The 19,815-nt window shown below is 73.1% G+C and carries 19 protein-coding genes and 2 pseudogenes; 7 read left to right on the top strand and 14 right to left on the bottom strand.

Translation table 11 applies throughout. The annotated features are described in order from the left end of the window. Positions 1-91: 91 nt before the first annotated feature. Entirely contained in the window at positions 92-1,243 is a 1,152-nt protein-coding gene (locus ABZ842_RS33560) for a DUF418 domain-containing protein (RefSeq protein WP_361545638.1), read from the bottom strand. Between the two features lie 204 nt (positions 1,244-1,447). Here ABZ842_RS33560 and ABZ842_RS33555 point away from each other — a divergent pair, with 204 nt between their 5' ends. Continuing rightward, positions 1,448-2,347 (top strand): PaaX family transcriptional regulator C-terminal domain-containing protein, encoded by a 900-nt coding sequence (locus ABZ842_RS33555; protein ID WP_361545635.1) that lies wholly within the window; start codon positions 1,448-1,450, stop codon positions 2,345-2,347. Between the two features lie 69 nt (positions 2,348-2,416). On the opposite strand, the gene ABZ842_RS33550 is transcribed toward ABZ842_RS33555, so the two are convergent. From ABZ842_RS33550 to ABZ842_RS33520, 7 genes are all read right to left on the bottom strand, one after another. Continuing rightward, positions 2,417-3,130 (bottom strand): hypothetical protein, encoded by a 714-nt coding sequence (locus ABZ842_RS33550; RefSeq protein ID WP_361545632.1) that lies wholly within the window; start codon positions 3,128-3,130, stop codon positions 2,417-2,419. A 38-nt stretch (positions 3,131-3,168) separates the two neighbouring features. Further along, positions 3,169-4,584: a hypothetical protein gene (locus ABZ842_RS33545; protein WP_361545629.1), complete on the bottom strand. Its 1,416-nt coding sequence runs from the start codon at positions 4,582-4,584 to the stop codon at positions 3,169-3,171. After that, positions 4,581-6,143, bottom strand: a complete 1,563-nt coding sequence (locus ABZ842_RS33540) for a protein phosphatase 2C domain-containing protein (protein WP_361545626.1) — start codon at positions 6,141-6,143, stop codon at positions 4,581-4,583. Before ABZ842_RS33540 ends, ABZ842_RS33545 begins: the two co-directional genes overlap by 4 nt. After that, entirely contained in the window at positions 6,140-7,414 is a 1,275-nt protein-coding gene (locus ABZ842_RS33535; RefSeq protein ID WP_361545623.1) for a hypothetical protein, read from the bottom strand. Before ABZ842_RS33535 ends, ABZ842_RS33540 begins: the two co-directional genes overlap by 4 nt. Further along, positions 7,411-10,032: a hypothetical protein gene (locus tag ABZ842_RS33530; protein WP_361545620.1), complete on the bottom strand. Its 2,622-nt coding sequence runs from the start codon at positions 10,030-10,032 to the stop codon at positions 7,411-7,413. Before ABZ842_RS33530 ends, ABZ842_RS33535 begins: the two co-directional genes overlap by 4 nt. Then, positions 10,029-10,817 carry a hypothetical protein gene (locus tag ABZ842_RS33525; RefSeq protein WP_361545617.1) on the bottom strand — a complete coding sequence of 263 codons (789 nt, stop codon included), beginning with the start codon at positions 10,815-10,817 and terminating at the stop codon, positions 10,029-10,031. The genes ABZ842_RS33530 and ABZ842_RS33525 overlap by 4 nt, the downstream gene beginning before the upstream one ends. A gap of 134 nt (positions 10,818-10,951) precedes the next feature. Next, positions 10,952-11,614: a Crp/Fnr family transcriptional regulator gene (locus ABZ842_RS33520; RefSeq protein ID WP_361545614.1), complete on the bottom strand. Its 663-nt coding sequence runs from the start codon at positions 11,612-11,614 to the stop codon at positions 10,952-10,954. A 342-nt stretch (positions 11,615-11,956) separates the two neighbouring features. Here ABZ842_RS33520 and ABZ842_RS33515 point away from each other — a divergent pair, with 342 nt between their 5' ends. The 3 genes from ABZ842_RS33515 (at position 11,957) to ABZ842_RS33505 (ending at position 13,501) form a co-directional block, all read left to right on the top strand. After that, on the top strand, positions 11,957-12,457 hold the full coding sequence (locus ABZ842_RS33515) for a Pycsar system effector family protein (RefSeq protein WP_361545611.1): 501 nt from the start codon (positions 11,957-11,959) through the stop codon (positions 12,455-12,457). A 56-nt stretch (positions 12,458-12,513) separates the two neighbouring features. After that, positions 12,514-12,942, top strand: coding sequence for a VOC family protein (locus ABZ842_RS33510; protein ID WP_361545608.1), 429 nt, complete (start codon positions 12,514-12,516; stop codon positions 12,940-12,942). A 76-nt stretch (positions 12,943-13,018) separates the two neighbouring features. Continuing rightward, complete coding sequence (locus ABZ842_RS33505) at positions 13,019-13,501, top strand: GNAT family N-acetyltransferase (protein WP_361545640.1); 483 nt, start codon at positions 13,019-13,021, stop codon at positions 13,499-13,501. 21 nt (positions 13,502-13,522) lie between these two features. On the opposite strand, the gene ABZ842_RS33500 is transcribed toward ABZ842_RS33505, so the two are convergent. Next, positions 13,523-14,548, bottom strand: a complete 1,026-nt coding sequence (locus tag ABZ842_RS33500; RefSeq protein ID WP_361545605.1) for a helix-turn-helix domain-containing protein — start codon at positions 14,546-14,548, stop codon at positions 13,523-13,525. A gap of 185 nt (positions 14,549-14,733) precedes the next feature. Between ABZ842_RS33500 and ABZ842_RS33495 the strand changes: the two genes are divergently transcribed. Beyond that, a complete protein-coding gene (locus ABZ842_RS33495; RefSeq protein ID WP_361545602.1) occupies positions 14,734-15,318 on the top strand; it encodes an RICIN domain-containing protein in 585 nt (194 codons plus the stop codon). Between the two features lie 143 nt (positions 15,319-15,461). Here the strand turns inward: ABZ842_RS33495 and ABZ842_RS33490 are convergent, their stop codons facing one another. Next, positions 15,462-16,091, bottom strand: a complete 630-nt coding sequence (locus ABZ842_RS33490; protein WP_361545599.1) for a class I SAM-dependent methyltransferase — start codon at positions 16,089-16,091, stop codon at positions 15,462-15,464. Between the two features lie 36 nt (positions 16,092-16,127). Here ABZ842_RS33490 and ABZ842_RS33485 point away from each other — a divergent pair. After that, positions 16,128-17,006 (top strand): annotated as a pseudogene (locus tag ABZ842_RS33485) (IS5 family transposase); the annotation flags it as partial. Between the two features lie 105 nt (positions 17,007-17,111). Here the strand turns inward: ABZ842_RS33485 and ABZ842_RS33480 are convergent. Further along, positions 17,112-17,501 (bottom strand): annotated as a pseudogene (locus ABZ842_RS33480) (class I SAM-dependent methyltransferase); the annotation flags it as partial. Positions 17,502-17,599: 98 nt separating this feature from the next. On the opposite strand from ABZ842_RS33480, the gene ABZ842_RS33475 reads away from it, so the two are divergent. After that, the gene (locus tag ABZ842_RS33475) at positions 17,600-18,094 is read left to right on the top strand and encodes a VOC family protein (protein ID WP_361545596.1); all 495 of its coding nucleotides are present in this window, start codon (positions 17,600-17,602) and stop codon (positions 18,092-18,094) included. Positions 18,095-18,282: 188 nt separating this feature from the next. Here the strand turns inward: ABZ842_RS33475 and ABZ842_RS33470 are convergent, their stop codons facing one another. The 3 genes from ABZ842_RS33470 to ABZ842_RS33460 form a co-directional block, all read right to left on the bottom strand. Next, positions 18,283-18,675, bottom strand: coding sequence for a spore germination protein GerW family protein (locus tag ABZ842_RS33470; protein WP_361545593.1), 393 nt, complete (start codon positions 18,673-18,675; stop codon positions 18,283-18,285). Positions 18,676-18,743: 68 nt separating this feature from the next. Next, complete coding sequence (locus ABZ842_RS33465) at positions 18,744-18,935, bottom strand: helix-turn-helix transcriptional regulator (protein ID WP_361545590.1); 192 nt, start codon at positions 18,933-18,935, stop codon at positions 18,744-18,746. 500 nt (positions 18,936-19,435) lie between these two features. Further along, positions 19,436-19,690 carry a hypothetical protein gene (locus ABZ842_RS33460; RefSeq protein WP_361545588.1) on the bottom strand — a complete coding sequence of 85 codons (255 nt, stop codon included), beginning with the start codon at positions 19,688-19,690 and terminating at the stop codon, positions 19,436-19,438. Positions 19,691-19,815 lie beyond the last annotated feature (125 nt).

The raw sequence follows: 19,815 nt of genomic DNA, 5'->3' as shown, positions 1-19,815 counted from the left end.
AATCCACACCGAACCCGGAAGGCCCTCACCCGTTCAAGACACATCGGCCGAGACCTGCGTCACCCGTCCACAACCTCCCAGGGCAATACACCTAGGGCGCGGCGCCGTGCCAACGCGGGCGGGAGAGGTTGGTCCAGGTGCGGAGCGTCCATTCGGCGGGGCCGTACGGATGGCGGTCGAGCCACCAGCGGCAGGCGGCGGCCTGCGCGGCGAACAGCACGAGCGCGATCGCGGCGACGGCCGACGGCGGGACGCGGCCGGAGAGCGCGGCGCCGTAACCCGTGAAGAGCAGGGCGCAGAACAGCGATTGGGACAGGTACGCGCTCAGCGCCATCCGGCCGGCCGGCGCCAGGACCGCGGCCAGTCGTTCCGCGTGCCGGCCGGTGGCCGCGCGCAGCACCGTCGCCGCGTACGCCGCGGCGAGCAGCGGCGCGGTCAGCACGTCGATGCCGAGCGCGAGCAGCTGGCCGGCGTCCGTCGTGCTGGTGGTGCTGGCGTACGCGTAGGCCACCGCGCCCGCCAGGCCGACGGTGAAGCCGGCCCACTGGAGCCGCCGCAGCACCGGCGCGTGGCCGTCGAGGCGGCCGATGGCCCGGTGGCGGCCGGCGGCGAGGCCGAAGAGGAACGCGGCCAGCGCGGCGGGCGCCTGGAAGAAGGCCAACAGAAAGGCGACGTCGGGCAGTTGGTCCAGGTGCGCGCCGATGACGGAGGCGGCGTCGCCGCGCAGCGCCTCGGTGGCGCGCGCCGCGTCGGCGGCTGCCGCCGCCCGGTCCGTGCCGCCGGAGCCCGTCGCCGCAGCCGCCGCGGCCAGCAGCAGGTACCCGACCGAGGTGACCGCGAGCAGCGTCACGCCGGTCCACACCGCGGCCCGCGGCCGGATGCGGTGCAGGGCCAGCAGGACCAGTCCGAGAACCGCGTACGTCGTGAGGATGTCGCCGGGGAACAGCAGCACCGCGTGCAGGGCGCCCAGGACGAAGAGGCCGAGGAGGCGGCGCAGGAAGCGCGGGACGAACCGGGCGCCGCGGCGTTCCGCGGAGGCCAGTTGCAGCGTAAAGCTGTAGCCGAAGAGGAAAGAGAACAGCAGGAAGAACTTGGCCTCGAAGAACACCGAGGTCAGCGCGGAGACCGTGACATCCAACGGGCCGTCGGCGCCCGGCTGCTCCGCCCCGGTGCCGTGGTACGCGGAGGCCAGGTAGCCGATGTTCACCACGAGGATGCCGAAGAGGGCGAAGCCGCGCAGCACGTCAACCGCGACCAGTCGACCGCCCGCGCCTCCTGCGCCTCCCGCATCTCCCTCACCTCCCGCGCCCCTCGCATCACCCTGCCTGCCTGTCGCGCTGAGATCGAGCACGGCCGCCCCCCCCACTCGTTTCATTCATTTCAAAAACGCTCGTATAGAGAATGAACGTAAACGATGCGATAGCGCAACTCGGCTATGCTGCACGCGATGACCAGCACCTCCGCGCAAGACCGAGACGACGCGCCCCCGGCCGGCCACCGGCCGGAGGTCCCAACCCGGCTGCTGGTGCACGCCCTCGTACGGGAGGACGGCACCGTGGACGCCGGCGAGCTGTACGCCGTCGCCGCCCTGATGGGCATGAGCGACCAGCAGGTGCGGCTGTGCGTGCGGCGGCTGGTCGACGAAGGGCGGTTCGCCCAGGACGGGCGGGGGCGCAAGGCGGTGCTGCGGGCGGTCGCCGATCCGACCGGCGCGCTCGCCCCGGACGCCGCGTACGTGCGCCACGCCTATCTCCAGGACGCCGGGCGCGCGCCGTGGGACGGCACCTGGCACCTCTACGGCTTCGCCGTCCCCGAGTCCCGGCGCGCCGCGCGGGACGCCCTGCGCGACACCCTCGTCCACCTGGGCGCGGCGCCCGTGCACGGCGGGCTGTACGCGTGCGCCAACGACGTCGGGGACCTGGTCGAGGCGCACGCCCGCCACCTCGGCGTGCTGTCCGGAGTCACCTTCCTCACCAGCACCGACCTACGGGTCGGTGAGGTGACCGAGCCCCTGGCGCTGGCCGCCGCGCTGTGGCCACTGGGCGAGATCGCCGAACGGCACGAGCGGCTGGCCGACTTCGCCGAGCACTGCCTGGGCCGCGCCGAGCGCGCCGACGGGGCGCACCGGCTGGTGCTGGCCGTGGAGCTGGCCGCGGAGTTCACCCGTGCGATGACGCCGGACCCGCTGCTGCCGCCGGAGTTGCTGCCGCGCCCCTGGGTCGGCGCCCGGGCGCGGGAACTCGCCGCCCGGTGCTGGGCGGTGCTGTTGGAGGGCGGGGGCGGGGGACCGTCGCCGCGGCTGTTCCGGCTGTACGCCGATGTGCTCGCGGACCCGCCCCCACCGTGAAAGCGGCCACGGTGCCCGGCCGCGTCCGGCCGCACCCAGTCGCACCCAGTCCCACCCGGCCGTGTCCGGTCAGTCGAAGATGACGTCGAGGGGGACCGAGCGGTACCCCTTCACCTCGGTGGGGACCTCCAGGGAGTGCGACTCGGCCGAGGCCACCATGGAGTTGAGCAGGCTCGTCATCGCGGCGCGCAGCGCCTCCCTGTTGTCCCCGCCCTCGTCGGCGACGAACGCGGCCACCGTGGACAGCCGCCGCAGGACGGACTCCCTGGCCTTGCCGAAGCCGTACGTGATCACGTTCGGGTGCGGCTTCCAGCCGGGGTCGAGGAGTTCGTCCAGGTCGTCGTGCCAGTTCTCGTCGGGCAGGTCCTGCTCGTCGGTGGGGGCGCCGTCCGTGAGGATGAAGACCAGCGGGCGCAGCACCTGGATGCCGCGGCTGCCGAGCGCGGGCACGTCGTACTCGATGCGGCTGCGCACCAGCCGGATCATGGGGCCGAAGTTGGTGCGGCCCGAGCAGGTGACCACGGGCAGCCGCTGGACGTCGTCGATCTCGGTCATGGCGGTGACCACGTGCGCCCGGCTGTTGAACGACAGCACGGACAGGTGCACGAACTCCTGCACCTGCGGGGAGGTCACGATCGTCTGGTGGATGGACTCCAGGGTGTCGTTGAGCAGCGGCTCGAAGTCCTTCATCGACAGTGAGGTGTCCAGCACCACGTAGACCGGGAGCCCGGACTCGGTGTACTGCGGCGTCTCGTCGAGCGGGTTGCTGAGCGGGGTGTTCATGGTTGGTTCCCTCTGGGTGGCGCGGTGGTGGGTGACGGTCAGCGGACGGCGGCGAGCACGCCGACGACGAAGGCGACCAGCCCCACGATCCAGAAGACGATCGCGCAGCCGAGGTAGGGCGGCGGGGCGGGCGGGGCAGCTCCGGTTCCCGTTCCCGTTCCGGGCGTGCTCCCGGTCGTCGTTGCGGGCGTGGTTCCGTTCGCCGTTCCGTTCGTGCCGCCCGTGCGGGTGGTGGGGGTCGTCGCCTGGGTCCGTACGGGATTCGGACGCGTGGGTCCGGCGCTGCCGGGCGGGCGGACTCCGACCGGACGTCGCGTGCGGCCCGGGCGCGGCGGCGGCTGCACATCGCGCCAGCCGCTGATGTTCGCGCCCTCGGTCGCGGCCTTCCCGGCGGGCGCCGGCGCCCGTACGGACGCGGACGAGGCGGCCGAGGCGGCCGACGTCGTCTGCGACCGGGCCTCGATCGCCGTCAACAGGCCGGCGACGCTCGGGCGTTCGCTCGGCTGGGCCGTGGTGACCGCCCGGCGCAGCAGCAGGACGAGTTCCGCTTCGTCGGACCACTGCTGTGCGAGGCGCTCCAGCGCCCGGCGCGGATCGCCGCGCGTTCCGGTGAGCACCCTCAGCGTGAGCACGGCCAGCCGATACCGGTCGGTGTAGGTGGTGAGCCGGGCCCCCTGCGGGAAGAGGGGGTCCTCCCAGTGGTGCGACCTGATCCACTTGCGGCTCTCGATGCCGCAGGAGTCCAGGTCGATCAGGAAGACGTCGCCGTTCTGCCGGCTCCACAGGGCGTTGCGGTACGACCAGTCGCCGTACACCACGTCGTACCGCTCCATCAGCGCGCCGAGGGCCAGGAAGCGGGCCGCGGTCGAGCGGCGGCGCGCGTCGGACGGCGGTTCCAGGCCGAGCGCGGAGAACTTGGCGTCCTGGAGCACGAGGTGGTCGAGGAGGAGTTCCTTCGGCTCGGTCAGACCGCCCTCGTAGGCGAACCGCACGTAGAAGGGCTCCGGAATCCGGGGCATGATCACGCCGACGGTCTCGCCGCGGTCCGTGATGCGGGCGACGGGCCACGCGCAGTGCCGGTCCACCAGGCGCATGTCGGCCCACGTCATCTCGCCCGGCAGCTCGATCAGCCGGGCCAGGGTGTCGGCCTCGTCGTGCGCCAGCGGCTCCTTGTACAGCTTGGCGACCCAGCCGGGGTGGCCGACCACTTCCCGTACGCCGGTGGACTCGCCGCCCTCGCCGAGGCTGGCGTCCGCGAGACGCAGCCCGGAGCGGGAGGTCTCCGGCGCGAACGGGCTCATCGACCAACCGGTCCCGCTCTTGCCGTTCTTGGCGTTCTTGCCGGCCGTCGCGTTGCCCTTCCCGCTGCCGCCTTCGTTGCCGCCTTCGCTGCCGTTTTCGTTGGCGTTCTCGATGGCGCCTTCGTTGGCGTTCGCGTTGCTTCCGCGGCTCATCGCGGCTCCCCCGACGGCGCCCACCACACCAGGACCGCCGTCCGGTCGTCGTTGCGCTGCTGTGCCTCGTAGCCGATGTGGAGCAGCAGGTCGTGCGCGGTCACCGGGCGGGCCCACTGGCGGTGGAACCAGCCGGCCGCGACCGGGAGTTGCGCCAGGGCGTCGCCGACGCCGTCGGTGGTCAGGGCGAGGACGCCGCCGCGCCCGACCTCGATGCGGCGGCTCTCGGCCTGCTGGGGCGTGTGCGGCAGGAAGTGCCGCAGCTTCCCGTGGTCGAAACCGCCCTTCTTCGCGCCGAACAGCGGCTTCCAGCGGTCGCTGCCCCGGTACCAGCCGGAGGGGTCGCCGACCCGGGCCAGCCAGAGCGTCCGCCCGCCGTCGGCGTCCGGGCGGGTGGGCAGGACCGCTGCGAGGGCGACCGTCCGCACGTCCTCGTCGCTCCAGCCGCGCTGCTCGGCCGCTGCGTACACCTGCTGCGCCGCTTCCAGGAAGACCTGTCCGGTGTCCAGCGTGCGGGGCCCGTCGCCCTCGTCGAGGCGCTGGCGCACGGTGTTGACCAGGGCCGACACGGCGACGGCCGCGGCCACGTCCGCGTGCGCGCTGTCGGACATGCCGTCCGCGACCGCGACGATCAGATGCGCGGAGCGCCCGTCGCGGCCGAGGCGGTACGCGTCCTGGCGCGGCCCGGCGTGCGTGGGGTCGCTGCGGTGGCCGGGGCCGATCAGGGACGCTGCCCGCACTTCCAGGTCGCCGACGGTCGCGGCGTCCGCGGTCATCGCGGGCGGCGCGGGGGCGGCGGGCAGCCGCCAGGGCAGCGCGGACGTCTTCGACTTGCGGTGCAGCCGCGGCGGGGACGGCGCCGCCGGCAGCGGCTCCGGCAGGCGCACCTCGGGCCGCGGCCAGTCCGGGCCGCGCGCCGGACGGTCCGGGACCGACGGCGGGGACGGGGGCAGGGGCGGAGACGGCGGGGACGGCGGGGACGGCTGTTCGGACTGCGCCGCGTGCGGCGACACGGGAGGCGATACGGGGACGGACGCCCGGGGCACGAGGTGGTGCGGCCCGCCGTGCACCGGGTGCTGTGGGTACGGCCGGCCCGGCGCCGGGCGCGGGGGGTACGGGTCGACGTGCGCCGGCCACATCTCCGCGGGCCTCCCCGGTGCTCGGTCCGCGTCGGACGGATCGTCCTTGCGCTGGAACTCCTCGATCAGCACGTACACGAACGTCAGGACGAGCGAGGCGACGACGCCGGTCACCAGTCCCTGCGCCCGCCAGAGCACCGTCCCCACGGCGATCAGACTCAGACAGAAGAGCGCGACGCCGATCCTGCGTCCGTTGCGTCGGCGGCGGGCCGAGCGCTGCGCACGGCCGCGGCCGGAACCGGGGCCGGGGCCGGGGCCGGGGCCGGCCGCGTGCGTCGGGACGGGGTACCGGACCAGCGGCCTCCCACCCCTCAGCCCTTCGCCCCGCAGCACCTCGCCTTCGTTCGGCGGGAGTTGCGCGCGCGGCGCCTGGTCGCGGTCGGCGTCGAAGCCGCCGCGTCCGCTGAATCCGTGTGTCATACGGCCTCGTCGTCCGCCGCGTCCGCCGCGTGCCCCGTACGGCTCGGCCGCGCCACCGACCGCCAGCCGACGACGCCGTCACCGGGTCCGGACCCGGACCCGGACCCGAGGTCGCCCCCGGATCCGGGCCCGTCCCCCGGCTTGTCGTCCGCCGCGGCGTCGTCCATCTGCCGGGCCTGGGCCGAAGCCCGGTACTGGGGCGGCAAGGAAGACGCAGAGGATGCAGCGGACGCAGAAGACGCAGAAGGCGCAGAAGGCGCGGACTGCGCGTAAGGAGAGGAAGGCGAGGGCAGCGGCGGGGGCGGCGCGGTGGCCCCGCGGATCGTCCGCCCGTCGGACGCCCCGGTCAGCGGCAGCCGCCCGTCCCGTACGGGCAGGGTGGCGTCGGCCCCCGGCGACAACTGCCGCTCGAACAGCCGCGACAGGAACTCGGACCCCTCCGCCGGCAGCAGCACGCCGTTGTCGACGCACGCCTGGATGGTGCGCACCCGGTGTTCCAGCGAGATGTCCTCGCGCTCCGCCATCTCCCGCAGGATGTCCCGCAGTTGCGAGGGGTCCTGGGCGATCAGGTGCAGCATCAGGCCGCCGTCGCCGCGGGCCGCCGCCCGTAGCGCCTCCGCCCGCAGCTCCGTCACCCGCCGCTCGTGCCCGACCTCGCGCACGTCCCGGTCGTGCCGCCAGGCGTCCTCCCGGCGCCCGCGGATGGCCTCCGTCTCCTGCGCGCCGGGTGCGACGTGCACGCCGCACCCCAGGACGGTGATGCCGCTGCCGAGCCTGGGCGCCTGGGTGCGCAGCACGTGGCCGGCGGCCTCCTCCGCCGCGGAGAAGTCCTCCAGGTCGAACTGCTTGACCCGGGCCCGCGCCAGGGCGGTGACCGCCCCGCGCACCAGCCGGGCGGCGTCCTCGACGCTGACGATGCCGCGCCGTACGACCTCCTGCGGCGCGGTCACCCGCCACACGGCGGAGAGGTCGACGGTGAAGTCGAAGCCGGCCGTCCCGCTGGGCAGTTGCTCGCTCCACAGGCTGGTCTGGTCGGTGACGTCGACCTCGTAGCGGTAGTGGTAGCGCCCCGACTCCCACAGGGACGGCCGACGGTCCAGGACGACCGCGTCGCCGTTGTCGAGCGAGTACACCTGGGCGAGACCGGGCCGCGGTACGGCGCTCCGCCCGCCCGAGCGCGCCTCCAGCGGTCCGTTGACGAGTACTTGGGTCGCTTGGTTCTTCCTGCCGGCCGACTGCCCGGCTGCCTTCCCGGCTTCCTTGCTGCTCACAGCGCTTCCTTGTCTCCGAGGTCGGCCAAAGTGACCTGGTCCAGGACGTGTTCCACCTGTGCGGCGGTGAGGGCGGCCTTGTCGTCCTCGTGGTGCCAGCCGCGCACGTGGTGGCGGATGACGCGGTCGGCGCGCGGCGAGGACGCCGCGGCCCGCAGCAGCCGTGCCAGCGACCGCCGGCCGAGGGGGTCGTCGTTCACCGCGCGGGCCCACTCCCGCAGCACCGCGGCGGCAGCCGCCTGCGGCTCGGGCGACAGCAACACCGACTCCCACAGCCGGGCTACGTCCCGCTGTCGGACGGGGTCGGCCGCCGCGATGGCCAGCAGCCGGGGCCACCTGCGGCCCCGCGGCCTGCCGCGGCCCGCCGGCATCTCCTGCCGCAGGTCGGCGGCGGCGAAGAGGAACGCCAGCTCGCCCGCGGTGCGCCGGTCCGGGTCGCGCAGCGCGATCCAGTGCCGCAGCAGGGCCAGCGCGTTGCGCTCGTGGCGGGAGCCGCCGAGGGAGAGGTACTCGGCGAGGCTGACGCAGATCGCCTCCACCACGGCCGCGGTGGGCTCCCCGGCGAGTTCGTGCAGCAGGGCGACGGCCTCGCCGCCGCTGCGGTCCTCCTCGCGCAGCAGCGCGGAGAAGCCGCGGGCCGCGGAGGCGCGGTACGGGGAGCCGACGGGCTCCGCCGCCCACGCCCGCACCAGGTCGCGCACGGGCACGACGAGCCCGGGGTGTTCGGCGGCGGTGCGCAGCGCGGTGGCGGCGGCCTCGCGCAGTTGGGGCGAGGAGCTGGCGGCCCAGGGCGTCAGCGTTCCGGAGCGCAGGGTGTCGAAGGAGAGCCCGGCGAGGAACCCGGCGGCGACGGCGGCACGGGCGCGCACCGTGGGCAGTTCGTGGCCCGCGCAGGTCTGGAGCCAGCCGGGCAGCGCGGCGCGGATGTCGTCGTACTCCTCCCAGGCCGTCTGGAGCACCCGGGGCGGCACGTCGCGGTCGACGTAGTGGACCGCCTTCGCGGGCGTCTCGCCGTACCGGCCCTCGACTTCGGTGTCGATCAGGGTGGCGTGCAGCCGGCGCAGGCGTACGGCGCGGGTGGCGCCGACGACGTGGTTGCGCGGCCGGTCGGGGTGGTCCGGGGTCTCGGGTAGCTGGAGCCGGTCCTTGAGGGCGCGGGCGAGGGCGTCGGCGGTCTCGTACGCCTCCCCCGCGAAGGCGGCGACGGCGACCGCGAGGCACTGGGTGTGCAGGTCGGCCAGGCCGGTGAACCACTCCTCGAAGCCCTGGCGCGGATCGAGCCGGGCGGCGGCGTCCGCCGCGGCGCGCGCCGGCTCCCCGTCGGTGGCGGCCAGCACGCGGGCGGCTTCGGCGGCGCTGCCGAGGCTGCGCCCGGGCACGGCGGTGGCCTGTTTGTTGACCAACTCCCGCACCTCCGTGCTGGCCAGCAGCTCCCGTGCGCGGTCGGCGCGGGCGGGCCCCAGCCGCCAGTGCAGGTGTGCGACGAAGACGTCCCAGGGGTCCGGGGGCGCTTCGGCCCACTGCACGTACGCGGCGAGGTCCGGGTCCGCGGGGACGGCCTCCTCGCGCAGGGTCACCACCAGCCGGCAGTCGTGCGCGGCCAGGGCGCGTGCCACGCGTTGGAGTTCGAACGCGGACAGGGTGCGCTGGGCCACGGACTCGGGCAGGTCGGGCAGGAGGTAGCCGTCGCCCCTGGTCAGCGCGGAGACGTCGAGACGGGTGAGGTCGGCGCCGGACTCCAGGCGGTGGAGCCGGCGGTGGCCGAGGTCCAGCAGCCGTCGGCAGGCGGTGGCGTACTTCCCGCTGCCCTGCCGGCCGGCGAGCAGGACGAGCCGCCAGGGGTCCGGGCCGGCGGACGGGCCGCCGTCGGTGGTCCCGCGCGGGGGCACGTACGTGGCCCGGTACTGGTCCAGCTCCTCCTCGGTGAGCTGGTGGGCGCGGACGGCGCGCTCGCCGTGGCCGATGACGACCTCGATGTGGTCGCCGCCGTAGACGCGGTCCGCGCGGACGTCGGTACGGGCGTCTTGGGGCAGTCGCGACAGGCGGGAGAGCCGGGAGAGGAGGGAGCGGGCCTCGCGTTCGGCGCCGAGGCGTTCTTCGGTGGCTCCGGGGGAGGCCGCGATGGCGGCGAGGCCGCGGCGGAAGTCGGCCATTTCTTGTTCGGGGGAGCGCTCGGACCGATCGGTCCGGTCGGCGCGGTCTGACCGGTCGGCGGGATCGGGTTCCGAGGAGGGGTTGTTGGGGTTGTTGGGGTCGTCGGCGGCGCCGTCGGGGGGCTTCTCGCGATCGCGGCCCCGGTCCCTGTCCCGGTCGCGTTCCTTGTCCCGGTCGTGGCCCTTGTCCGGGCTGCGGTCCCGGTCGCGGTCCCGTCCCCTGTCGCGGTCGCGGGGTTTGTCGCCGTTGCCACCGACGGCCGGCGGGCGGACCGGCTTCTCGGGCGGGGACGCCTCGCCGCGGTCGGCGGGGGCCCTCGGGTCCCGTTCCCGACCGGCCTGCCCCGCCGGCCCCGCCGGCCCCGCTTGACCTGCCTGCCCGCCCTGCCCGGCGGCCGGTTTGGCAGCGGCCCGGCCCTTCGGTTTGTCGTTCCCGCCGGGGTCCCGCACCTGGTGCACGATCACCGGTCGGCCCTCCCGGTCCCGTCGCCCCGGACGACCTCGTGGTGGTCCCCGCCGTAGAGCCGACCCACGTGGTGGAAGACCGCGTTGGCGAACCGACTGGCCTGCCCGTCCGACGATGCGGACGCGGGCTCGTCCGCCTGAGCTTCGGCCGCCCCGTCGGCTTCCGCCTCCGGCGCGGGTACGCGTACGGCGTCGAGCCCGGGCGGTGCGTCGTACCCGGGAACCCGGATCCACGCCGTGGAGTCCACCTCCTTCTCCCGGAAGGGCACCGGCCGGAACGCCGAGGACTCAAGCCCCGGGTACCCGTGCCGCACCACCGCGTCGTGCCACGCCCCCGACACCGCGACGGCCAGCGCCGACCGGTCGGCGGCGGCCAGCGCGCGCCGCAGGTCGTCCAGGTCCACGAGCCGGCAGGCGGTGTTCAGGTCCGCGCCCACCCAGCCGTGTTCGTCCCGGGCCACCTCGCCCGCGTGCAGCGCGAGGCGCAGCCGTAGCGGCGGCGCGCCGGGCCCGGCTGCGTGCGCACGCAGCCGGGCCTGGAGCCGATCCACCACGTCACCGGTGAGGTCGACCTTGGAGACGTTCGACGAGAACAGCCAGAACCCGCCGTCGCCGCGGTCGCCCACGCCGGCGACGTCCTGCGGCATGACGTCCGCGTCCTTCAGAGCCTCCTCGACGACGGAATACAGGGCACCGCGCGCCCGTTCCTGTTCCGGATTCGTACGGCTGCCGAAACGCTCCAGGTCCAGCACCATGATCGAATAGTGGAGGGGTCGGGCACCCATGTTCGTCGTCCTGTTCCCTTCTCGCTGAGCGGCAGTCGTCGCGGCGCCCCCGAATTGGCCGGCGACGACTGCCGTGCCTCATGGATACCGTCGACCGCGCGACTCCTTCTGCCTCAGATGCGGCAGAAAATCGCTCAATCCCCTTCCGGCTCCCACCATTCGAGGCCCGCCGGGTCCAGCACGACGATCGCGCCGCGCGCCGTCTCGACCAGTTCGTGCTGGTGGAGCTCGCGCAGGGTGCGCACCACGGACTCCCGCGACGTGCCGGCGGCGGAGGCGAGTTCCTGTTGGGTGAGCTTGAGGTGTCGGGCGTGCGGCGCCCAGCGCGGCGCCGGGGTCCCGTGCCGTTCGGACAGCTCCAGCAACACCTGCGCCACCCGCACCACCGCGGTGCTCGATCCGAGGGCCGCGCGCTGGTCGTCCGCGTGTCTGAGCCGGCTGATGACGCTGCGCAGGATGGCGAGGGCGAGGGAGCCGTTCTCCTCCATGAGCGCGCAGAACCGGGGCGCGGAGATGACGAAGCCGTGCACGGGCCGCATGGCGACGACCGACGCGGAGCGGACGGTGTCGTCGAGGCAGCCGAACTCGCCCACCAGGTCGTGGACGCCGCGCAGGGCCAGCAGGCTGACGTAGCCGTTGGCGGACTCCGAGACGATCTTCACCACGCCCGTCTCGATCAGTACGGCGCGGTCGGCGGGCTCGCCCTGTCTCATCAGGGCCCCGCCGCGCGGCCAGGCCGCGGGGACTCCGGCGCCGCGTAACAGGGCCAGGTGTTCCGGTGTGAATCCGTCAAACATGGACTTCCCTGGCTTCCCCGACTTCCCTGACTTCCCCCTGAAAGGTCCTCACTGTAGAGCGAGATCACAGTCTTTGTGCGGCAGTTGACCTACAAAACCCCGTCGCATTGGCGCACAAAGGAACGCACACGAAGAACAGTCGCGCCGTGCACCGAATTGCGCCCGAGGGGAATTCAGATGCTCACGAACGACCAGCGACGTTCCACGCCCCCGTCTTCGTCCACATCCCCGTCCACCCTCCCTTCCACACCCCCGCCCACGACCTCGTCCGCGCCTCCGCCCACGTCCCCGCCCACGACCTCGTCCGCGCCCCCGCCCACGTCCCCGCCCGCGCCTTCGTCCGTGGCGGGCGAGTCGGCCCTGGACAGGGCGCTGGCGACGGCGTGGCACGTCCACGCCTCGGTGGCCGAGGTCACCGCCCGCGGCGACGCGAAGGCGTCCATCGCGCTCAGCGCGGAACTGGCCCTGGCAGCCGTGGCCGTCGCCCGTCTCGGCAGTCCGCCGCCCCACGAGACCGCGCTGTCAAAGGGGTTGCTGTACGTCGGCGCCGTACTCCTCATGCTGGCCTCGCTGTTCGCCCTCTCGGCGGTGCTCCCCCGGCTGGCGGCGCCGGTGCCGCCCGGCGAACTCCTGTACTTCGGCGCCCTCCGGCACTGGGACGCCCGCGAGTTGCCGGCGGCGCTGCGGGACGCGGACGCGCTGGAGTCCCTGAGCGAGCAGCTGGTCACCATGTCCCGCATCGCCTGGCGCAAGCACCGCCTGGTCGCCCACTCCCTACGGGTCTCGGTGCTGGGTCTGCTCTGCCTGGGGGTGGCGGCGCTGATACCGGTCCTGCCGAACTGAAGGGCGTCCCGAAAAATGGAGGTGGGCGACCGGCCCGCCGCTGTTAAGGTGCGCCGATGTCATCGATCAGGCAGTTCCAAGTCACCTTCGACTGCGCGGACCCGGAGCGCGTCGCCCGCTTCTGGTGCGAGGTGCTGGGGTACGAGGTGGCGCCGGTGCCCACCGGGTTCTCCTCGTGGCACGAATTCAACCGGTCCCACTTCCCCGCGGACGACGGCTTCTGGTACGCCTGCGTCGACCCTTCGGGAGCGGGCCCGCGGCTGTTCTTCCAGCGCGTCCCCGAAGGGAAGACCGCCAAGAACCGGCTCCACCTCGACGTGCGCGTCGGCACCGGCCTCGTGGGCGAGGAGCGCCTCGCCGTGCTCGAAGCCGAGTGCGCGCGCCTGCTTCCGCTCGGCGCGGTGCGGGACCGGCTCCTGTACGACGGCACCGACTCCTGCATCGTGATGCGGGACGTCGAGGGCAACGAATTCTGCATCGACTGAGCGCCAAGTGACTGAAGTGACCGAAGTGACTGAAGCAGTTGGAGCGAATGGGAGTGCCAGCCGCGTCCGGCAGCGGGTGGACGGCGACGTCGACGAGTGCGTACGGGTCCTCGCCGAGGTCCATCGGTGCGACGGCTACCCGGTGAACTGGCCCGCCCGGCCCGGCGAGTGGCTGTCCGACGGCCCCCTGCTGGGCTCCTGGGTGGCCGAGCTCGAAGGCCGCGTCGTCGGGCACGTCAGCCTGGCCCCTGGCGGCGCGGACGACGTGGCCCCGGCGCTGTGGTCCGAGCGGACGGGAGCGCGGAGCGCGACCGCCGTGGTCAGCCGGCTGTTCGTGGCCCCGCAGGCGCGAGGACGTCGGATCGGCGCGCTGCTGATGGACCGGGCGACGGCGGAGGCCCGGCGCCGCGGCCTGCACCCCGTGCTTGACGTCGTCGCGTCCGACACCGCGGCGGCAGCCCTGTACGAGCGCCTGGGCTGGGAGCTGCTGGCCACGGTCGACCAGCAGTGGAGCCCGCACCAGACGGTCACCGTCCGCTGTTACGCGGCGCCTTCCTGAGCCGCGCTCCCCCGCGGACGTTCACGACGTCGGAGGGGCCAGGGTCATGCGCCGGTACTCGCTCGGCGGCATGCCGTAGGCGGCGCGGAAGGCGCGGCTGAAGTCCGCCGGGTGCCGGAACCCCTGCCGCAGGGCGATCTCCCCGACGGTCAGGTGCCGCAGCCGTGCGTCGCCCAGGTCGGCCCTGGTGCGTTCCAGCCGGCGCCAGCGGACGGTGGCGCCGACGGACCTCGGCTGGGACCGGAACAACTGGTGCAGGAGCCGGATCGAGATGTGGTGGCGGGCCGCGATGCTCACCGGCCCCAGCCCGGGATCGGAGAGGTGGTGGTCGATGTGCGTCAGGACGCGGGTCAGCAGGACTTGGTGCCGGGTCTCCGCCGACAGCGTGGCCAGACTGTCGGTCTGGGCGGCCAGGAAGGCGGAGACGAGGTCGAACCCGACGGCCCCGAGGCGCAGCAGCTCTTCGTCGCCGGCGCGCGGGGCGTGCGCGCGCAGCCCGGAGAGGTACGCGGTGAGCAGCGCTCCGGTCGCGGTGCCGGTGGCCAGGCGGGTGCCCAGCAGCGCGTCCGTCCCCCGGTCCGGGAGGGACACCGCGGCCCGGGGCAGTCGGACCAGCGTGAGCCTGCTGCGTCGTCCCTGGTCCTGGAACGCGTAGACGAGCGGGTGCCAGGTGTCGAACAGCGCCATGTCGCCGGCCCGGAGGAGGGTGTTGTTGCGTCGCTGCTCCAGACCGATCGGGCTGCCGTGCACCATGCCGAGGAAGTACGCCTCGGGGTCCGCCCGCCGGATGTGGGTCCGGGTCCGCTCGCCCGACAACGGCCGGGAGGCGAACATCATGACCTCGGTCCGGCCCTGCTGCACCGAGGTGACCTGCCCCGTGAAGCGGTCGGCGTAGTCGCTGTCGACCGCCATCGACATGATCGCCTCGGCCAGCAGTGCGGTCCACTGGCCGAACCGGTCCTCCGGGGGTACGCCGTCCACCCGGACGCGGGTCACCTTCGCCGTCACCGTCCCACCCCCGAGTTCCCACGGCCGGGCCGTCTCCATGCTCGACAGTCCGCGCGGGGGCGGTAAAGCGCATCTCCGGTCAGTGTTCGCGTGCGCTCCAAGCCAACATTCCGTGCACTCGTTGCTAAAGCGGTCCGGTCGCGGCGGCGCACATACTCGTCGCTGCCCCCACTCGAACACGACCTCTGACAACAGGAGGAGCGTTGAACGACAGACGTGGTTTCGTGAGCCGAGCCCTTCGCGGTACGGCCGCACTCCTCGCGGCGACCGGGCTCGTACTGGTCTCGGCAGGCAGTTCCACTGCGGGGCCTGCACCCTCTCCCGCCCCCGCCCCCGCTTCGGCCCGGCCCGTCGCCTCCGGCGACTCGGCGAAGGTCTCGGGCACGGCGGCGGCGGTGTACACGGTCCGGATGCGGAACGTCGCGACGGGCCTGTGCGTGGACGACAGCAACCTCGGCCTGCGCCACTTCGGCTGCCAGAACCAGACCGGCCCGTACGCCAACTTCCAGAAGTTCGACTTCACCACGGTCGCTCCGTACACGTACACGATCCGCAACCGTGCCACCGGTCTGTGCATGGACGACAGCGACCTCGGCCTGCGCCACTTCGGCTGCCAGAACCAAAGCGGCCCGTACGCCAACTTCCAACGCTTCTACCTGACCGCGGCACCCGGCGGCACGGCCGTCCTGCGCAACATCGCGACGGGCCTGTGCGTGGACGACAGCGACCTCGGCCTGCGCCACTTCGGCTGCCAGAACCAAAGCGGCCCGTACGCCAACTTCCAGCGCTTCCACCTCGACACGTACTGATCCCCGACGTGCTGCAACGGCCCTTGTGGTGGGCCGTTGCAGCACTAGGGCCTGTCTGACAATTCTCGTCGGATCAGCGAGCGCCCGCCTGGCTGGCAGCCCGGAGGTGCGTCGACCACCCGGCGGGCATCGCCGGGCAGGACCTACGAACGGCGGGCCAGCAGGTGGGCGTCGAGGAAGCCCCGTTCAGAGGCCGGGTCGTGGAGCAGCCGGGCGAAGGGAACAAGCCCGGCATCGGCTAGCAGTTCGGCGAGGCGGTCTGCCGGCCAGCTGTAGGCAGGTGTCACCTTGTGGTCGAACTGGACCGGCTCTGGTCCGTCGGTCCCGAAGAACGAGACCAGGAGCAGGCCACCCGGAATCAGGACGCGTACCTGCTCGGCGAGCAGCTTCGGGAGTTCTCCCGGAGGGGTGTGGATCATCGAGTAGTGGGCCAGTATGCCGCCGAGTACGCCGTCCTCGATCGGCAGGGACTCCATCCGCGCCTCCTGGAAGCGCAGTGCCGGATGGGCCCGCCGGGCATGATCGACCATGCCAGGGGAGAGGTCGAGTCCGAAGGCGTCCAAGCCCAGTTCGTGCAGCATGGTCGTCAGATGTCCAGGACCGCACCCGACGTCCGCTGTCTGCAGGTTGCCTGTCGCGCGAACCAGTTCGGCGAAGGTGCCGATCATGGCCCGGGTAAGCGGCCATGCCTCCAGCCGGTCCGCGAACAGTGATGCGTACAGTTCGACGACTCCGTCGTAGGCCGCCCTGGTCTCGTCTTGATGATTCGCCACAGGCGGGAGCCTATAGCCGGTCTGATCATTGATCTTGTGGCAGGTCGAGGTGAGCTGACGGATGCGGTGTGGGAGCGAATGGAGCCCTTGTTCCCGCGGGCGGGCGGACGCGGTCGTCCGTGGCGTGATCACCGGCAGGTGGTCAACGGGGTGCTGCGGCGGCTGCGGACCGGGGCCCCGTGGCGCGATCTGCCCGAGCGGTACGGTCCCTGGCAGACCGTCTACGAGCGGTTCGCCCGCTGGGAAGCGGACGGGACCTGGGCAAAGCTGCTGGAACACGTCCAGGTCCGCCACGACGCGATGGGCAGGGTGGAGTGGACCGTCGCTGTCGACTCCACGATCAACCGAGCTCACCAGCACGCGGCCGGCGCCCGCAAAAAGGGGCCGCGGACGGGGACGAACCGGAAGATCCGGGCCGCTCGCAGGCGCGTCAGGCCCTCGGCCGATCCCGGGGCGGGCTGACCACCAAAGTTCATCTCGCCGTCGACGGCCGCGGCCTCCCGCTGTCCATCATCCTCACACCAGGCAACGTCAACGACGCCACCGCCTTCGGCCAAGTTCTCGACAGCATCCGCATCCCGCGCGCCGTTACGGGCCGACCTCGCACGACACCGACGCGGGTGCTGGGCGACAAGGCATATTCCAGCCGGGCGATACGCCACCTGCTGCGACGCCGGGGCATCGCTGCCACGATCCCCGAACGCCGCGACCAAGTGGCCAACCGGCGGCGACGCGGCAACCTCGGCGGGCCGCCCACCCGCCTTCGACAAGGAGATCTATCGCGACCGCAACGTGGTCGAACGATGCTTCGCCCGCCTCAAGCAGTTCCGTGCGATCGCGACCAGGTTCGACAAACTCGTCACCCGTTACCGGGCCGGAGTCGTTGTGGCCTCGCTGATCCTCTGGCTTCGCGAAGTAACCAGGTGATCATTTGTCAGACAGGCCCCAGGCCGTGTCTGACAAATCCCGTCTGGGCCGTGGCACCCGGCACGCACACTCGCTGCGTTGTCGGGTCGCCGTCCGCACGGCCGGGTCGATCCAGTGGAACGCCGTCGCGAAGAGCACCGCGTCGTACGGCTCCGCCGGCAGGGGCCAGCTCTCGAAGTCCGCGGTCACGACCTCCACGGCGTCGAATCCGGCGAGGTTGCGCCGGGCGACGGAGGCCATGCGCGCCCCCGCTTCGACGGCCGTGACCCGACACCCGCGCTCAGCGAGCGGCACGGTCGCCTTTCCGGTCCCCGCGCCCACCTCAAGCACCCTCCGACCAGGGCCGACGTCCGCCAACTCTTCAAGGTCACCAAAGAGCCCCGACGGATACCCCGGCCTGGCCCGGTCGTACAGCTCCGCGTCCTCGTCGAAGGTCCGGCTCAGCGGGACGCGGCGCGTCTCGTCGGGGGCGTCGTCGCGCATGGCAACAGCGTAGGGCCTGCCCACTAGGACGGCTTCTGACCTACATCGCGCCTAGCGTCGGCACCAAGCTGAGGCTCGTACTCCAGGAGGCAGTTCCCATGTCGGTCAAGGCGATCCCCCAGGGCTACGGCACCGTGACGCCGTGGATCATCTCGCGGGACACGGCGCAGCTCATCGACTACCTGAAGCGGGCCTTCGGCGCGGAGGAGCTCGGCCGTCTCGCCGGTGAGGACGGCAGCATCCACCACGCGGAGGTGCGGGTCGGGGACTCGGTGGTGATGATGTTCGACGCGCGGCCGGAGTGGCCGCCGACCCCCGGCTTCCTGCGCCTCTACGTCGAGGACGCCGACGCCGTCCACCGTCAGGCGGTCGCAGCCGGCGGCACCTCGGTCACCGAGGTCACGCATCTGTTCTTCGGCGACCGGGTCGGACGGGTCCGCGATCCGCTGGGCAATCTGTACTGGATCCAGACCCGCGTGGAGGAGCCGAGCCCGCAGGAGATGGAACGTCGCCTCGGTGACCCGGAGTTCACGAAGGCGATGGAGTACGTCCAGAGCGCCGACTTCTTCCCCGGCCGCGACGCCCTCGCCTGAGCGGCCCCGAGAAGCCTGCGGGATGCGCTGGATCATCTCCAATCCACCTTGGAGTCAGAGCCCTTCGACATCTCGCCGGTTGATCCCGCACTCGCCGCCACCGCCCGAAGCACCACCGGACGAGCCCCGTACGACACCTGCTGTACGGGGCTCGGCGTTCGTCCGAGAACAGCTTCGGGCCGTGTCCGTCAGCGGGAACGGCGCGTGGCGAGGCGGCGGACGAGGAGGGACGCGGCGGCTCCTGCCAGGAGGGTGGCGAGCGGGACGGCGACATTCGCCCAGGGCGCCCGGAGCGGCTTGTAGGTGGCGACGCCGTCCCTGATCTCGATGAAGCCGCGGGCGCGGGCGCCGGCTCCTCCTCCGCCGTGGGTGTTGGCGGCTCCGGCCTCGGGGCCACTGCCACCGGCGAAACCGAAGCCGACTTCGGCGACCGGAATGACGGTGGTCCCGTCGCTGGTGACGGGCTCGCCGAAGACGGCCGACGCCGAGGACTTGGCGAGTTGCTCGGTCAGCCGTTCCATCAGGGCTGCGACCTTGTCGGGCTGCGGGGCAACTTGGTCCGGTATGTCTGAGCTGGCCATCGGATCCTCCGGAGCGGCGGGAGTGCGTCGGTGTCGAGGGTACGAAGGCGGCCGGACGCGTCGCGGGATCACGGGGAGTCCCGGGCGCCCGGCGGACGCAGCAGCGCCGGTTCGAAGTGGCGCGCGAAGACCGTCGCCACCAGGTCCCGGCGGCTGCGCACCCCCGTCTTCTCGAAGACCGACTTCAGATGCTCCTGCACCGTGTGCGGGGAGAGCCGGGCCAGCCGCGCGATCTCCGCGGTGGAGTGGCCGCGCAGCACCAGCGCGGTGACGTCCCGTTCCCGGGGCGGAGCCCGTGCGCCGCCGCCAGCAGCGCCATGTGCTCGCCGGGTCCCGCTGCTTCCACGCTCACCGCCACCCGGGGCACCGAAGAGGAACGCATTCGCGGCGCGGAATCGGCCGCGGACGTCTCCGGTTCGTCCAGGCGCCAGGCGTGCAGCCGGGCCCGGCCGGGGGTGCGGGTCTGCGCCCAGGAAGTGACGGAGCCGGCGGAGTAGGGGGCGCGCACCGCGGCGGCGACCCCGTAGACGGCCGGTGAGAGTCCGCCGGGGATCCGGCCGCCGGGCAGCGCGTGGGCGGGCAGCGCTTGGGCGGGACAGCCGCCCGGTCCGGGGCAACCCGCCCGCCCTGCGCCCCGGGCCGCGTTCCGCTCCGCCGGGCAGTGCTCGCCGGGTGCGGGCAGGTCGTCCAGCCAGCGCGCGTCGGTCTCGGCGGAGACGTGCTTCTCGACCCGGATCTCCCCGCCGCAGGTGGTGGACCATCACAGGGACGGCTGGCGAACCTCGTTGACCCAGCCCTCGGAGGCGAGCGAGCCGTTGCAGTACGTTCCGGCGGACCAGCTCTCGTCGTCGCGGATGGTGAAGGTGCCGGTGACCGCGATGTCACGCCAGACGCTGGCGCTGGTGGAGGCGGTCCGGTCTCTCTCGGCCGCGGCGGCCGGGACCGCGGTCCCGAGCAGTGCGGCGGTGGCGGCGGCGAGTGCGACGGCACCGGTCAGCCGGCTGCGCATGGACATCTGGGTTCCCCCCTGGGAATCGAGCCGTCCGGACCCCCTGTCCGGTCGGCGCTGACCTCAGCCTGGGGGAACGCGGACGCGCGTCCCGTACCGACTTCCTGGGGCCCGGCCCAGATGGTGCGGCC

This window comes from Streptomyces sp. NPDC047315 (genome assembly GCF_040643215.1).
GTDB lineage: Bacteria > Actinomycetota > Actinomycetes > Streptomycetales > Streptomycetaceae > Streptomyces.
The sequence above is the reverse complement of the archived record's forward strand: the minus strand, read 5'-3'. Positions and strand labels throughout refer to the sequence as shown.